Below are 15,056 nucleotides of genomic sequence, written 5' to 3' on the forward strand. Positions count from 1 at the left end.
GGGTCCTCGCATTCTGCACCCCGCACTCGCATTCCGGCTCCGGCGGCTCTGACGGGCCCGTCCCGCCTACTCCAGGGCCCGGATGATGGCCTCGACCGTCTCCTTGGCGTCCCCGAAGAGCATCGAGGTGTTCTCCCGGAAGAACAGGGGGTTCTGCACCCCCGCATAGCCCGCGGCCATCGAGCGCTTGAAGACCACCACCCGGCGGGCCTCCCACACGCGCAGCACCGGCATGCCCGCGATCGGGGAGCCGGGCTCCTCGGCCGCCGGGTTGACCGTGTCATTGGCGCCGATGATGAGCACGACGTCCACCTCGCCGAAGTCGTCATTGACCTCATCCATCTCCAGGACGACGTCGTAGGGGACCTTGGCCTCGGCCAGCAGCACGTTCATGTGCCCGGGCAGGCGGCCGGCCACCGGGTGGATGCCGAAGGTGACCTCCACCCCCTCGGCCTGGAGCATCTGGGTCAGCGTCGCCACCGGGTACTGGGCCTGGGCCACTGCCATGCCGTAGCCGGGGGTGATGACCACGCGCCGGGCGCTCTGCAGCAGGTGGGCCACGGAGGCGGCATCGACCTCGTCGATCGGGCCGTCCTGGCCGCCGGCGGGGGCCGAGGAGCCCTCGGTGCCGAAGCCGCCCAGGATCACCGAGGCGAAGGAGCGGTTCATCGCCTGGCACATGAGGTAGGACAGGTAGGCGCCCGAGGAGCCCACCAGGGCCCCGGTGATGATGAGCAGGTCGTTGTTGATGGTGAAGCCGGTCAGGGCCGAGGCCCACCCCGAGTAGGAGTTCATGATCGAGACCACCACCGGCATGTCCCCACCGCCGATGGCCACCACCAGGTGGACCCCCAGCAGGAGCGCGATGATCGTCATGGCCGCCAGGCAGGCCCAGGCGGCCGGCGAGCCCTCGGGCAGCAGCAGGAAGGCCACCAGCAGCGCCAGGCAGACCAGGAGGGCCGCCAGGTTGAGCAGGTTGCGCCCCGGCAGGGTGATGGGGCGCCCCGGCACCCGCCCGGCGAGCTTGAGGGCCGCCAGGATGGAGCCGGTGAAGGTCACCGCCCCCACGAGCACCCCCAGGTAGACCTCGCCCAGGTGGAAGGCCCCCAGGGCCTCAGCGGCGGGCTCGGGGGAGGCGTAGGAGTTCAGGCCCACGATGACGGCGGCCAGGCCCACCAGGCCGTTGAGCACGGCGATGAGCTGGGGCATGCCGGTCATGGCCACGCGCCGGGCCAGGGTCATGCCGATCGCGGCCCCCAGGCCCAGCGCCAGGGCGATGAGCACGGCCGTGACCACCACCCCCTGGCCGGGATCGGAGGTCAGGGCCATGCCGATGGCCGCGGCGACCGCGACCCCCATGCCGATCGCCCCGGCGATGTTGCCCGCCGCGGAGGTCTCATGGCGCGAGAGCCCCGCGGCGGCCAGGATGAACAGGATCGCCGCCGCGATATAGGCCAGGGCCACCGAGGAGGGCAGGGCGGGCAGGGCTGCGGCCGGCAGTGGTGCGACGGGCACGGCCTGCGCCGTCTGCGCCCCGGCGGGCCCCGCGAGTGCGATGAGCGTGGCAGGCATCGTCTCAGTCCTTCCTGAACATGGTGAGCATGCGGTGGGTGACCGCGAAGCCGCCGAAGACGTTGATCGTGGCCAGCACGATGGCCACGAAGCTGACCGCGCTGATGAGCGGGTTGGCGCTGCCCACCTGGGAGATCGCGCCCACCAGGATGATCCCGGAGATCGCATTGGTCACCGACATCAGCGGGGTGTGCAGGGCGGGGGTGACATTGGAGATGACGTGGAAGCCCAGGATGACCGCCAGGGTGAGCACCACGTAGTGGCTGGCGGCCGCCGCCGGCGTCACCAGCACCAGGGCCGCCGCCAGGGCCGCCACCAGGGCCAGGCCCGCGGTGCGGCGCCGTCGGCTGCGGGCCCGCTGGGCGGCCTCCCTCTCCCGGGACTGCCGCAACTCCTCGGGGGAGGGGCCCGCGGGGGCCGACGGCGCGGCCGAGACGCTGATGGGCGGCGGGGGCCACAGCACCGCGCCGTCATGGGCCACCGTCACCGAGCGCAGGATCTCGTCATCCAGGTCCAGGGCGAGGGCGCCGTCCTTCTCAGGCGTCATGAGGGCCAGCAGGTTGACGATGTTCTGCCCGTAGAGCTGGGAGGCCTGGGCGGGCAGGCGCCCGGCCAGGTCCAGGTGCCCCACGATGGTCACCCCGCCGGGGGTGCGGACCACCTCGCCGGGCACGGTCAGCTCGGTGTTGCCGCCATTGGCGGCCGCCATGTCCACGATCACCGAGCCCGGGCGCATCGCCTCGATGGCGGCGCGGTCCAGCAGCAGGGGCGCCTGGCGGCCGGGGATGGAGGCGGTGGTGATGACGATGTCGGCCTGGGCCGCCTGCTGGGCGTACAGGGCCCTGGCCGCCGCCTCCTGGTCGGTGCCCAGCTCCTTGGCGTACCCGTCGGAGGAGACCTCCTGGGCGCCGGGCAGCGCCACGAACTGGGCCCCCATGGAGCGCACCTGGTCGGCCACCTCCGGGCGCACGTCGCTGCCGCGCACGATGGCGCCCAGGGAGTGGGCGGTGCCGATGGCCGACAGCCCGGCGACCCCGGCGCCGATGACGTAGGCCTGCGCCGGGGGGAACTTGCCGGCAGCGGTGACCTGGCCGCTGAACAGGCGCCCGAAGTGCGCGGCGGCCTCGATGACGGCCCGGTACCCGGCCAGGTTGGCCTGGGAGGAGAGCACATCCATGGCCTGGGCGCGCGAGATCCGCGGGACGGCGTCGAGCGCCACCCCGGTCAGGCCCCGCTCGCGCAGGGACTCCAGCAGCTCGGGGCGGCGGGCGGGGTCGAGCCGGCCGAGGATCATGGCGCCCCGGCGCATGAGGTCCAGGTCCTCGGCGCCGGGCGCGCCGGTGCTCAGGACGATGTCGCAGCCCCAGACCTCGGCCCGGTCGGCCAGGCGGGCGCCGGCCTCCTCATAGGCCTCATCCGGGGCGCTGGCCCTCAGGCCCGCACCGCGCTCGACCAGGACCTCATGGCCCAGGCGCGAGAGCCTCTCGGCGGTCTGCGGGGTGGCGGAGACCAGCGGCCTGTCCGGTCTCTCGCAGGGCACTCCAATGCGCACGGCGCCTCCTCGGGGTGGGTGGGAGCGTGTCCCGTCGGTTGGTGGGGAAACTGTACGGGCAGGGAATAAAGTCGACAAGATGTCAATAGCTGGAACAGTCAGACCCTATCGCTCGAGTGTGACAACGATGAGTCGGAGGCAGCGGGCCGGCGGGATGGCGGGACGGCGGTGGTTCGGCAATGGGGCGGTGGCCATGAGAGCCGGCGCAGTGCACTGGCGGCGTCGGCCACGGGGCGGCGCGATGGCCCCCACGGGGCGGCGGCCCGGGGCCAGGGGCGGCTCAGGGGCGGGCCATGGCCCAGCAGCGCGCCCCCCCGGTCATGCCGGCCTCATTGGGTACCACCACGACGTCCTCCCCGATCCGGGCCAGCTGGTAGCTGGTGATGCGCCGCGAGTTCCCCCCGCCCAGGTAGAGGCGGTCCCACAGGTACATCGGGCGCAGGGCGTCCACGACGCGGCGCACCCGCCGCGACCAGTGGGCATCGCCCAGCCGCAGCCGCTCATGCTCCCCGATGTAGTCGTCGTAGGTCAGCCCCCAGCGCACCGGGCCCTGCGAGACCTCCACGTGGGGGGCGAGCACGCCGTTGTCGAAGACGGCGTTGCCCAGGCCGGTGCCCAGGGTGACGATCATCTCCAGCCCGTGCCCGGTGACCACCCCGGCGCCCGCGACCTCGGCGTCGTTGAGGACCAGGGCGGGGGCCCCCAGGGCCTGGCTCACCGCCCGCCCCATGTCGAAGCGGGCCCAGGCCTCCACCAGCTCAGGAAGCACCTTGGAGCGCGGGCCGTCCCGGGTGATGTAGTGGGGCGTGGCCACGACCACCCCGTGGCGGAGCATCCCCGGCATGCCTACTGTGATGCGGTCGGCGGCGGGCAGCTGCTCGGCCAGGGAGACGATGGTCTCGACCAGCTTGCCGGGGGGCAGGGGGTAGGGCGTGGGGGTGCGCACCGCCCGCGAGATGATCGCGCCCTCGGAGTCCAGGACGGAGGCCTTGATGCCGCCGCCGCCGCAGTCCACCGACAGGGTTGTTGGAGAGGTCACGGGGCTGACGCTACCGCCTCCGGGGCCCGGCGTGGCGCGGTTGGGGAGTCCTGGAGGTCCTGGAGGCGCCAGGGGCGCGCGCCGGGCCACGGGCGGAGCCGGGTGGGCCATGGTCGGGCGCGCGCCGGGCACGAGTCGGGCGCGGCCCGGAGTGCGGCACCGGCGGGGTGCTGCGGGGCGTGGTGAGATAGGCGCATGGCAGAGGCAGACCGGGCATCCCAGGCAGACCGCGCGGACCGTGCGGATCAGGCGTGCCGCGCCGTCGGGGCGGGCGGTGCCGAGAAGGCGGGCGGCGCCGCTGAGGGGCCCCAGGGCGCCGCGGGCAGTGGCGCGAGCGGCGACACGGGCAGTGGGACGGTCCGCATCCGCCTGGACCTGGCCTATGACGGCGGGGGCTTCAGCGGCTGGGCCGCCCAGCCCGGGCTGCGCACGGTCGAGGGCGTGCTCACCGACGCCCTGACCACGGTGCTGCGCGCCCCGGTGAGGCTGACCGTCGCCGGACGCACCGACGCCGGGGTGCACGCCGCCGCCCAGGTCGCCCACCTCGACATCCCCCTTCAGGCCTGGCGCCTCCTCCCGGGCCGCTCCCAGCGCCCGCCCGGCCAGGCGCTCCTGACCCGCCTGGCCGGGGTCCTGGCCCGCGAGTCCCAGCAGTGGTCCCGCTCAGCCGGGCTGAGCCTGCCGCGCGGCGCCAGCGACATCGTCGTCCACCGGGCCCGCCGGGTGACCGGCGACTTCGACGCCCGCTTCTCCGCCCTGGAGCGGCGCTACGCCTACCGCATCGCCGACGCCGCCTCCCCCCGGGACCCGCGCCGCCGCGGCCACGTCCTGTGGCTGCCCGAGGAGCTCGACGCCGGGGCCATGGATGCGGCCTGCGCCCCCCTGCTGGGAGAGCACGACTTCCTGTCCTACTGCAAGCCCCGCCAGGGGGCCACCACCATCCGCACCCTGACTGCGCTGCGCTGGCGGCGCGTGCCCCAGGAGGGGGCTGGGCCCGACGGCGGGCTGGTCACCCTGGAGGTGGCCGCCGACGCCTTCTGCCACTCCATGGTGCGCTCCCTGGTGGGGGCGGGCCTGGCCGTGGGGCTGGGGCGCCGGCCCCCGTCCTGGCCGGCCGAGCTGCTGGCGGCGCGCTCGCGGGAGACGGCCGCCCCGGTGGCCCCGCCCCACGGGCTGACCCTGGAGGCGGTGGCCTACCCGGAGCGCGAGGAGCTGGCGGCCCAGGCGCAGCGGGCCCGGGTGGTGCGGCGCCTGGAGTGCTGAGGCGCCGTCGTCGGCAGGACCGCGGGGATCGCCGTCGGCCCGGCCGACGACGGCGGGGCGCGGCCGGCCGTGCCGCGGCGCCGTCCCCCCCCCACCCGTCGGGATGGCACGCACCGCCGGCGTGGTGGGACTCACGGTGCGTCAGGGGGCGCATCCTTTGACCCTTCTTGGCGCCTGCCGGTAGGGTGCCACTGTCGTGCAGCACGTGGAAGCGTCCGCGGTGCCGTCCCACTCGCCCCGGATAGCCTGTGCTCCGACCGCTCACCTGACCATGGTGGTCTCGCCGATCCGCGCTGCTTCACGCGATTCGGCGTGTCCACTCGCCAAGAGAAACGAAGGCAACGCCCGTGCGCACGTATACACCGAAGCCCGGCGACGTCGAGAAGAACTGGTACGTCATCGACGCCACCGACGTCGTCCTCGGCCGTCTCGCGGCCCAGGCCGCGACCCTGCTCCGTGGGAAGCACAAGCCCCAGTTCGCCCCCAACGAGGACTGCGGCGACTACGTCATCATCATCAACGCCGACAAGGTCGCCCTGACCAACGGCAAGGCCGACAAGAAGATGGCCTACCGCCACTCCGGCTACCCCGGCGGCCTGCGGTCCATCTCCTACCGCGAGCTGCTGGCCACCCGCCCCGAGCGCGCCGTGGAGAAGGCGGTCAAGGGCATGGTGCCCCACACCAAGCTCGGCCGCGCCCAGCTCAAGAAGCTCCGGGTCTACACCGGGGCCGAGCACCCGCACGCCTCGCAGAACCCGCAGACCTTCGAGATCACCCAGGTCGCCCAGTAAGCGCTCAGCGCTCGGCACCTCGCGACAAGCAAAGGACATATCGTGGCTGAGACCACTGTCGACATTGACGCGCTGGATGAGGAGAGCTACCCCTCCAGCTACACCACCGAGACCGACGGCTCCGGCGAGGGCCGCGGCCAGTCCATCACCGCCCCCGGGGCGGGCCTGGGGCGCCGCAAGGAGGCCGTCGCCCGCGTCCGCCTCGTGCCCGGCACGGGTCAGTGGACCCTCAACGGCCGCACCCTGGAGGACTACTTCCCCAACAAGCTGCACCAGCAGCTCGTGCGCGCCCCCTTCACCATCCTGGACCTGGAGGGCCGCTTCGACGTCATCGCCCGCATCCACGGCGGTGGCGTCTCCGGGCAGGCCGGTGCGCTGCGCCTGGGCATCGCCCGCGCCCTCAACGAGATCGACCGTGAGGCCAACCGCGCCACCCTGAAGAAGGCCGGCTTCCTCACCCGCGACTCGCGCATCGTGGAGCGCAAGAAGGCCGGTCTGCACAAGGCCCGCCGCGCCCCCCAGTACTCCAAGCGCTGAGCCCCTCACCGCTTCCTCGACGCCCCGTCGCCCCGCCCCGGTCCCGCACCGGGCGGAGGTCGGCGGGGCGTCGTCCTGGGCGGGGGGAGAGAATGGTGGATCGGCACAGCCCCGGCAGGATGCGGTGGCGCAGCTGGCGCTGCACATCTTCAAGGAGCGGCTGGTTGGTGGATCCGCATGATTCCGGGCTTCCCCTCGCCTGGATCCCGCGGGCGGGGCGTGAAGATGTGCAGCCAGGCGGTCGTTGCACATCTTCGGCACCGATCGGTCCTAGGCAGTGGCGGGATTCTGCGGGAGGGCCGGGTCAGGCGGAGGGGTTGGGGCTTGAAGATGTGCAACGGTGCGGGTGCGCGGCACCGGGAGCCGCTCCCCGGCGGCCTGGCCCCTCCGCCGCTTCCCCCTGGGGCTCCCCTCCTCCGCCGGTGTGCCGGCGCCGCCAGCCAGCGGGCGGCCAGTGAGCATGGCAGGATGTGGGGTGCTTTCCGCTCTCGACAGGAGGATCCCCTATGGCTCGTCTCTTCGGCACCGACGGTGTCCGCGGCCTGGCCAATGACCTGCTCACCCCGACCCTCGCCGTCCAGCTCGGCGAGGCCGCCGCCCGCGTCCTGACCCGCGACGCCTCGGCGCCGGCGTCGCGCAGCGGCCGCCCCCGAGCCATCGTCGGCCGTGACACCCGGGCCTCCGGGGAGTTCCTCGACCACGCCCTCAGCGCGGGCCTGGCCTCCTCGGGCGTGGATGTCACCCGCGTGGGCGTCCTGCCCACCCCGGCCATCGCCCACCTGACCGCCACGCAGGACATCGACCTGGGCGTCATGATCTCCGCCTCCCACAACCCCTTCCCGGACAACGGCATCAAGTTCATCGCCCGCGGCGGCTACAAGCTGGCCGACGCCGTGGAGGACGAGATCGAGGCCCTCCTGGGCAAGGTCGAGGCCCGCCCCACCGGGGCCGAGGTCGGCCGGGTCATCAAGGGCGAGACCATCGCCGACCAGAACTACATCAACCACCTCGTGGACTCCGTGGCCACCGACCTGGCCGGCCTGCGCATCGTGGTGGACGCCTCCAACGGCGCCGCCTCCACGGTGGGACCGGCCGCCCTGCGCGCCGCGGGCGCCGAGGTGATCGTCATCAACGCCTCCCCCGACGGCCTCAACATCAACGACAACTGCGGATCCACCCATCCCGAGCAGCTCCAGAGCTATGTCACCGCCGTGGGCGCGGACATGGGGGTGGCCTACGACGGCGACGCCGACCGCTGCCTGGCCGTGGACGCCGAGGGCCGGCTCGTCGACGGCGATCAGATCATGGGCATGCTCGCCATCGGCATGAAGGCCGACGGCACGCTCGGCTCGGACACCCTGGTGGTCACGGTCATGAGCAACCTGGGCCTCATCCTGGCCATGCGCGAGCACGGCATCCGCACCGTCCAGACCGGCGTGGGGGACCGCTACGTGCTGGAGCGCATGCTCCAGGGCGGCTACACCCTGGGAGGGGAGCAGTCAGGCCACGTCATCGACACCGTCCACGCCACCACCGGTGACGGCGTGCTCACCTCCCTGCACATCGCCGCCCGCGTCAAGCGCACCGGCAAGACCCTGGCCGAGCTGGCCTCCGTGGTCACCCGACTGCCCCAGACCCTCATCAACGTCAAGGGCGTGGACAAGGGCGCTGCGGGTACCAACAAGGCCGTTCAGGATGCCGTGGCGGCCGCCGAGAAGGAGATGGGCGAGACCGGGCGGGTCCTGCTGCGCCCCTCCGGCACCGAGCCGGTGGTGCGCGTCATGGTCGAGGCCGCCACCCAGGACGAGGCCGACCGGGTCGCGGGCTCCCTGGCCGCCGTCGTCAAGGACAACCTGAGCCTGTGATCCGGCTCCGGTGAGCGCGGCTCCCTCTGGCTGGAGCCGGCCGCTGGCGCAGCCGCCCGGGCGGTGGCGCGTGTCGCGGCCGGCTCCAGTCTGCCCGCTCTCGCCGTTGTGGTGCGCATCCGGTGCGCCTGCAGGACGTATCCTTCCTCTACCTCCCCGACCGATGCCCAGGAGTGGCCGTGAGTTTGAGCCTGTCTCGACGGTGGTTGCGGTGACTGGGCTCCTCGAGCACCGGACATTCGGCTTCGGGGCACGCTCCTGCCACCTCGGTGGGCACTGGCGCCATGTCAGTGATCGCAGTGGGAGGCCCTATCTGACTAAGGCGATGAGCGAGCTTCGAGCGGGCTCCATCACCGACGACGAGTGGCAGATGCTCCTGGCGGAGATGGACGCCCTGCTCAAGGACGCTGAAGCGGGCAGACTCAACTTCGACACCACCTACACCAAAGGCGTCGTCTGCAAGGCCGCCAGTGCGAGCGACGTGTTCGAGGCGCGCCTGGACCTGACCGTTACCCTCGATGGCGAGCGGAGGCTTCTCAGGCTGTACTTCAGCGAGCCGGATGATGAGGAGGACCTGCTGCTCTCCCTCAGCTTCCGTCATAAGCGAAGTGGGAGGCTCGGGCTGGCGGAGCAGGATGGGCATATCGCCGAGGCGCAGGAGCGCTTCGACTCATGGGTGCGGGCGCGGGAATGAGATGAGACGCTGACGTCGTGCAGGAGCGCCCGAAGGGGTCTAGTATGTCTTCACCGACATATCCTTGAAGGCGGTGAGAGCATGGACATCTACGAGCTCCTCGGTGAGAACCCCGACGATCCCGGCCACAGGCACGCCCGCGACCTCGTTGCCGCTGATCGTGCCATGGTCCGCGATCTGGTCGCCGTCCGCGAGCGCTATGGCATGACCCAGGCCGATGTCGCGCGCGCCATGGGCACTAACCAGGCCTCCATCTCCCGATTCGAGAGTGGGCACTCCGACGCGCACCTGTCCACGGTGCGGCGCTACGCCAAGGCGGTGGGCGCGCTCATCCGACATGAGGTGACTGCCGTTGATGAGGACAGGATTCGCCTCACCGCCCACGCTGCTGGGATCGACAGCTACAACTGGGACTCCTCCGTCATCGTGGCAGCACGGCGGGTGCCCGGAGGTGAGGTGGTGGGCTCATGACAACTGCCCCTGATCCGGGCACTTCGAGCGATCGGGCCTTATCGCCGCGTTCTGCCGCCGTCCTCCAGCTTCGGACCTTTCGTGTCATCTGCCAGCCCCAGGATGTGGAGGATGACTCCTTCCGGTGGCAGATCAGTCCCGTGGAGGTGCAGCGGCTCTCGGAAGGCGCTCCACCCGCCTACGGCCTGATCGGTGATCTCGCTGTCGAAGCAGGGGAGTGGTTCGTTGGCGCGACGGCCAGCATCGTGTTCACGGCTCCTAGCGAAGGGGTGCACGACACCACGACGCCAGAAGGGCTCGCCGCTGTTGTTGAGGACTACGGCCCCTGGGCCTCGCAGGTCCTATGGGAGCATGTCTCGAGTGCTGCGCGGACGGCTGCGGCCCTGTGCCCGGAGAGCGCAGATCATATCGACATCCCCAGGCGCATGCCGCCGGGTGTCGTCTACGCCCTTCCCGAGTGATCCCCCTGACTCGCGCGGCGAGCCCGTGGGGGCCGAAAGAGCGTCACTTCGCGACAAGTGCGTCGCTTCGCGGAAAGGACGACACCTGGAAGGTACGTCCATTCCGCGAAGCGACGTCGAATCCGCCAAGTGACGCTCAATCCGTGCGCCGCGCGTGCCGCTGCGTCTCAGCGACCCGGCGCCGGGCCCCGGCCGCCCCCGCTGCCCTCGCCGCGCAGGCGGCCGGCCGGCTCACTGCGCGGGGCGGAGCACCTCGGTGGGCAGGGACTCGATGAGGCGCAGCCAGATCTCACTGGCCGTGGGGAAGGCGGGCACCGCGTGGCGCAGCCGCTCCACCGGGACCTGGCCGACGATCGCGATGGTCGCGGCGTGGATGAGCTCGCCGGCCTCCGGGCCCACGAAGGTCGCGCCCACCACGGTGCGCGCCGCGCGGTCCACCACCAGTTTGGCCTGCCCGTGGGCGTCGTCGCGCAGCAGCGCCGCACCGGCGGCGGAGGTGTAGCCCAGCTCGGCGGTGACCACTTCGAGGCCGGCATCCCTGGCCTGCGCCTCGGTCATCCCGGTGGCCGCCACCTGCGGGTCGGTGAAGACCACCCGCGGCACCGGCACCATCTCGGGCGCCTCCTGCGGGGCCCGGCCGGCCGCCAGGGCCGCGATCCGCTCGCCCGCCACCCGGGCCTGGTACTTGCCCATATGGGTCAGCGGGGCCCCAGTGCTGGCATCCCCCACGGCGTAGAGCCACTGCGGCAGCCCGCCGGAGGCCACATCCTCAGGCGACAGGCCCACCGACTCCAGGCCGATGCCCTCCAGCAGGGGGCGGCGGCCAGTGGCCACCAGGATCTCATCGGCCTCATGGACCTCCTGCCCGCAGGTCACGCGCACCGGCCCTCCGTGCAGGCGCCCCAGGACCGGCTCGGCCTCCACCTGCGGGCGCTGGCAGTCGCCCACCTGGGCACCGGTGATCACCCGAACGCCCGCCTCGGCCAGGGACTCGGCCACGATCCGGGAGGCGAAGGGCTCACTGGTGGACAGCAGCCGCCTGCGCACCAGCATCGTGACCTCGCTGCCCAGCGCCGACATCCACGTCGCCGCCTCACAGGCCACCACGCCGCCGCCCACGATGAGGAGCCGCTCGGGCACCTCCTGCACCGCGGTGACATCACGCGAGTCCCAGGCGGCCGCCTGGCTCAGCACTGCGGGCACCGACGGGCGCGAGCCGGTGGCCAGCACCACCGCCTGGCGGGCCTCAAGCACACGCCGGCCCTCGGGCCCGCTGACGGCGACGCGGCGCTCGCCGTCCAGGCGCCCCCACCCGCGCACCACCGTGATGCCGGCCCCCTGGGCCCAGCGGACCTGGCCGGCGTCGTCGTAGTGGGAGGACCACGCATCGCGGCGCGCCAGCAGTGCGGGCACATCCAGCTGCGCGGGCCGCAGTCCCGGCAGGCCCCGGGAGGCCGCGGCGACCTCCAGGGGGCGCAGCAGCGCCTTGGAGGGCATGCAGGCGTAGTAGGAGCACTCACCGCCCAGGAGCTCGCCCTCGACGACGGCCGCGGTCATGTCCGTGCCCTGGATCGCGTACTGCGCGGCGTTCTCCCCGGCCGGCCCGCCCCCGATGACGACGACGTCGTAGACCTGGGCGGGGCCCTCGGGACCGGCGCCTGCCTGCGCGCTGGCCTGCGCGGCCTGGGCCGCTGCAGTGGTCATCCCGGTGGTGGTCGTGCTCGTTGTCGTGCTCATGGCCCCAGATGGTGACACACCGGCCTGGACGCCGGCCCCACCGGGCCCGGTCCCCGGCTGGACGGGGCTCAGGCCTTGCGCAGCAGCACCCGGCTCATGCGGTGCTCGGCGTCCTTGTGCAGCACGAGGGTCGCCCGCCCGCGCGTGGGGGCGATGTTCTCCCGCAGGTTGACCAGGTTGACGCTCTCCCACACCTGGGAGGCCGCCACGGTGGCGATGTCGTCGGGCAGGGCGGCGTAGCGGCGGAAGTAGGACCTCGGATCGGTGAAGGCCGTGCGCTTGAGGGTCAGGAAGCGCTCCAGGTACCAGCGGCGGATATCGGCCGGATCGGCATCGACGTAGATGGAGAAGTCGATGAAGTCGCTGACCGCCAGGGTCGAGGCCCCCGGGCGCCTGCCGCGCGGGGCGGGCTGGAGCACGTTGAGGCCCTCCAGGACCAGGACGTCGGGGTGCCGCACCTCCACCCGCTCCCCGGGCAGGATGTCGTAGCGGGTGTGGGAGTACACCGGCGCGCTGACACTGGGCGCCCCCGACTTCACCGCCGCCACGAAGTCCAGCAGGGAGCGGCGGTCGTAGGACTCCGGGAAGCCCTTGCGCGCCAGCAGACCGCGCTCCTCCAGCACGGCATTGGGCAGCAGGAAGCCATCGGTGGTGACCAGGTCCACACGCGGTGTCGCCGTGAAGCGCCGCAGCAGGTGGGCGATGAGCCGGGCCGTCGTGGACTTCCCCACAGCCACCGATCCCGCCACCGCCACGATGAAGGGCGTGGGGGCCTCATCGACGCCCAGGAAGCCGGAGGTGCGCCGCGCCCGCTCGCGGGTGGCGGCGATGTAGTCCTCCAGCAGGGCCGTCAGCGGGCGGTAGACGGCGTCGACCTCCGCCAGGTCGGTGGGATCGCCGAGCCCCCGGAGCTTCTCGACATCGGCCTGGGTCAGGGGAAGGGGGGCGGAGGAGGCCAGGGCCGCCCACTGGTGGCGGTCCAGCTCGATATAGGGCGAGGGGCCCTGCGGTGAGATCACCGGGACAGTGTGGCAAATCCTCCGGCCCGCCCGTCACCCGCGGGTCGCGGGACGTCACGGATCACATCGGATCATCCATGCGGCGCATTGGCATGATCGCCGCGGCCGTGATTCGATCATGACATGTGTGGAATTGTCGGCCACGTCGGCCCCCTGACGGAATCCGGATCCGATCGCTCCCTGACAGTGCTGCTCGACGGCCTCAGCCGCCTGGAGTACCGGGGCTACGACTCGGCCGGCGTCGCCCTGGTGGGCGATGAGGAGATAGACACGGTCAAGGCCGCGGGCAAGCTCGAGGGCCTGCGCACCGCCCTGAAGGAGACTCCCCCCTGCCTGGCCACCGCCGGGATCGGCCACACCCGCTGGGCCACCCACGGCGGCCCGACGACGGCCAACGCCCACCCCCACCGCGCCGGGCGCCTGGCCGTGGTGCACAACGGCATCATCGAGAACTTCCGCTCCCTGCGCGAGGAGGTGGAGGCCGCGGGCCGCGTGCTCGAATCGGACACCGACACCGAGGTGGTCGCCCACGTCCTGGACATGGACTACTCCGAGCGCCTGGCCCTGGCGGGGGAGGGCGCCGACGCCGCCTCCATCCTGGTGGCCTCCATGCGCGCGGTCTCGGCCCGCCTGGAGGGCACCTTCGCCCTACTGGCCGTGACCGAGGACGCCCCCGGCGCCATCGTGGCCGCCCGCCGCTCCAGCCCCCTGGTCATCGGCCTGGGGGAGGGCGAGAACTTCCTGGGCTCCGACGTCGCCGCCTTCGTGGCCTTCACCAAGCGCGCCGCCGAGGTGGGGGACGACCAGGTGCTCCTGCTCACCGCCGACGAGGTCCGCGTGTGGGACGGCGAGGGCCGGGCCGTGGAGCCGGCCACCTGGGAGGTCTCCTGGGACGCCTCGGCCGCGGTCAAGGGCGGCTACGACACCTTCATGGACAAGGAGATCCACGACCAGCCCACGGCGGTGGCCGATACGCTGCGCGGGCGCTTCGACGAGCGCGGGGAGCTCCAGCTCGACGAGATGCGCATCGACCCGGCCGTGCTGCGCAGCGTGGACAAGATCATCGTGGTGGCCTGCGGGACGGCCGCCTACGCCGGGCATGTGGCCAAGTACGCCATCGAGCACTGGTGCCGGGTGCCCGTGGAGGTCGAGCTCGCCCACGAGTTCCGCTACCGCGACCCGGTGGTCTCCGAGAAGACCCTGACCGTGGCCATCTCCCAGTCGGGGGAGACCATGGACACCATCCAGGCGATCCGCCACGCCCGCGAGCAGGGGTCCAAGGTCCTGGCCATCGTCAACACCTACGGCTCGACCATCGCCCGCGAGTCCGACGCGGTGCTCTACACCCACGCCGGGCCCGAGGTGGCGGTGGCCTCCACCAAGGCCTTCCTGGCCCAGATCACCGCCTGCTACCTGCTGGGGCTCTACCTGGCCCAGCTGCGCGGCACCAAGTGGGCCGAGGAGGTCACCGACTACCTCGACAAGCTCGGCCAGATGCCCGAGCGCATCCAGCGGATCCTCGATGAGCAGGAGCAGAGCATCAAGGACCTGGGCCAGGCGATGGCCTCGCAGCGCTCCTTCCTGTTCCTGGGGCGCCACGTGGGCTTCCCCGTGGCCCTGGAGGGGGCGCTCAAGCTCAAGGAGCTGGCCTACGTCCACGCCGAGGGCTTCGCCGCCGGCGAGCTCAAGCACGGGCCGATCGCCCTGGTGGAGGAGGGCCTGCCGGTCTTCGTCATCGTCCCCACCCCGCGCCGCCCGATGCTGCACGGCAAGGTCATCTCCAACATCCAGGAGATCCGCGCCCGCGGGGCGCGCACCATCGTCATCGCCGAGGAGGGGGACACCGCGGTGGAGCCCTTCGCCGACCACATCATCCGGGTCCCGGCAACCCCCACCCTCATGATGCCGCTGCTGACCGTGGTGCCCCTCCAGATCTTCGCGGCCGCCCTGGCCGCCGCCAAGGGCCTGGACGTCGACCAGCCCCGCAACCTGGCCAAGTCCGTCACCGTCGAGTAGCCGGGCGTCCCGGCCGGGGCCGCCGCCCCGGCGCGCCCC

General features: G+C 72.5%; 13 protein-coding genes. 8 read left to right on the top strand and 5 right to left on the bottom strand.

Going from position 1 to position 15,056, the window contains the following annotated elements:
* Positions 1 to 66 precede the first annotated feature (66 nt).
* The 3 genes from J5X07_RS05145 to J5X07_RS05155 all read right to left on the bottom strand — a co-directional run bounded on the left by J5X07_RS05145 (position 67) and on the right by J5X07_RS05155 (position 4,163).
* Positions 67 to 1,572 carry an NAD(P)(+) transhydrogenase (Re/Si-specific) subunit beta gene (locus J5X07_RS05145; protein ID WP_208478890.1) on the bottom strand — a complete coding sequence of 502 codons (1,506 nt, stop codon included), beginning with the start codon at positions 1,570 to 1,572 and terminating at the stop codon, positions 67 to 69.
* A gap of 4 nt (positions 1,573 to 1,576) precedes the next feature.
* Positions 1,577 to 3,124, bottom strand: a complete 1,548-nt coding sequence (locus J5X07_RS05150; protein WP_208478891.1) for a Re/Si-specific NAD(P)(+) transhydrogenase subunit alpha — start codon at positions 3,122 to 3,124, stop codon at positions 1,577 to 1,579.
* A gap of 280 nt (positions 3,125 to 3,404) precedes the next feature.
* The gene (locus tag J5X07_RS05155; RefSeq protein ID WP_124932622.1) at positions 3,405 to 4,163 is read right to left on the bottom strand and encodes an ROK family protein; all 759 of its coding nucleotides are present in this window, start codon (positions 4,161 to 4,163) and stop codon (positions 3,405 to 3,407) included.
* A gap of 195 nt (positions 4,164 to 4,358) precedes the next feature.
* On the opposite strand from J5X07_RS05155, the gene truA reads away from it, so the two are divergent.
* From truA to J5X07_RS05190, 7 genes are all read left to right on the top strand, one after another.
* Entirely contained in the window at positions 4,359 to 5,426 is a 1,068-nt protein-coding gene (gene truA, locus J5X07_RS05160) for a tRNA pseudouridine(38-40) synthase TruA (protein WP_208478892.1), read from the top strand.
* A 347-nt stretch (positions 5,427 to 5,773) separates the two neighbouring features.
* Positions 5,774 to 6,217: a 50S ribosomal protein L13 gene (gene rplM / locus J5X07_RS05165; protein WP_124932620.1), complete on the top strand. Its 444-nt coding sequence runs from the start codon at positions 5,774 to 5,776 to the stop codon at positions 6,215 to 6,217.
* A gap of 42 nt (positions 6,218 to 6,259) precedes the next feature.
* A complete protein-coding gene (rpsI, locus tag J5X07_RS05170; protein WP_124932619.1) occupies positions 6,260 to 6,754 on the top strand; it encodes a 30S ribosomal protein S9 in 495 nt (164 codons plus the stop codon).
* 506 nt (positions 6,755 to 7,260) lie between these two features.
* Positions 7,261 to 8,619, top strand: coding sequence for a phosphoglucosamine mutase (gene glmM / locus J5X07_RS05175; protein ID WP_124932618.1), 1,359 nt, complete (start codon positions 7,261 to 7,263; stop codon positions 8,617 to 8,619).
* Between the two features lie 325 nt (positions 8,620 to 8,944).
* The gene (locus tag J5X07_RS05180) at positions 8,945 to 9,313 is read left to right on the top strand and encodes a hypothetical protein (RefSeq protein ID WP_243896489.1); all 369 of its coding nucleotides are present in this window, start codon (positions 8,945 to 8,947) and stop codon (positions 9,311 to 9,313) included.
* Positions 9,314 to 9,394: 81 nt separating this feature from the next.
* Positions 9,395 to 9,784 carry a helix-turn-helix domain-containing protein gene (locus tag J5X07_RS05185; RefSeq protein ID WP_208478893.1) on the top strand — a complete coding sequence of 130 codons (390 nt, stop codon included), beginning with the start codon at positions 9,395 to 9,397 and terminating at the stop codon, positions 9,782 to 9,784.
* A 104-nt stretch (positions 9,785 to 9,888) separates the two neighbouring features.
* Entirely contained in the window at positions 9,889 to 10,245 is a 357-nt protein-coding gene (locus J5X07_RS05190) for a hypothetical protein (RefSeq protein WP_124932615.1), read from the top strand.
* 231 nt (positions 10,246 to 10,476) lie between these two features.
* On the opposite strand, the gene J5X07_RS13235 is transcribed toward J5X07_RS05190, so the two are convergent.
* Both J5X07_RS13235 and coaA read right to left on the bottom strand, forming a co-directional pair.
* The gene (locus tag J5X07_RS13235) at positions 10,477 to 11,982 is read right to left on the bottom strand and encodes a dihydrolipoyl dehydrogenase family protein (RefSeq protein ID WP_279596067.1); all 1,506 of its coding nucleotides are present in this window, start codon (positions 11,980 to 11,982) and stop codon (positions 10,477 to 10,479) included.
* Between the two features lie 68 nt (positions 11,983 to 12,050).
* A complete protein-coding gene (gene coaA / locus J5X07_RS05200) occupies positions 12,051 to 13,001 on the bottom strand; it encodes a type I pantothenate kinase (RefSeq protein WP_341769410.1) in 951 nt (316 codons plus the stop codon).
* Positions 13,002 to 13,124: 123 nt separating this feature from the next.
* On the opposite strand from coaA, the gene glmS reads away from it, so the two are divergent.
* The gene (gene glmS, locus J5X07_RS05205; protein WP_124932614.1) at positions 13,125 to 15,017 is read left to right on the top strand and encodes a glutamine--fructose-6-phosphate transaminase (isomerizing); all 1,893 of its coding nucleotides are present in this window, start codon (positions 13,125 to 13,127) and stop codon (positions 15,015 to 15,017) included.
* Positions 15,018 to 15,056: the final 39 nt, after the last annotated feature.

The organism is Actinomyces bowdenii, assembly GCF_017592395.1.
In the GTDB taxonomy this organism is placed as follows: Bacteria; Actinomycetota; Actinomycetes; order Actinomycetales; family Actinomycetaceae; genus Actinomyces; species Actinomyces bowdenii.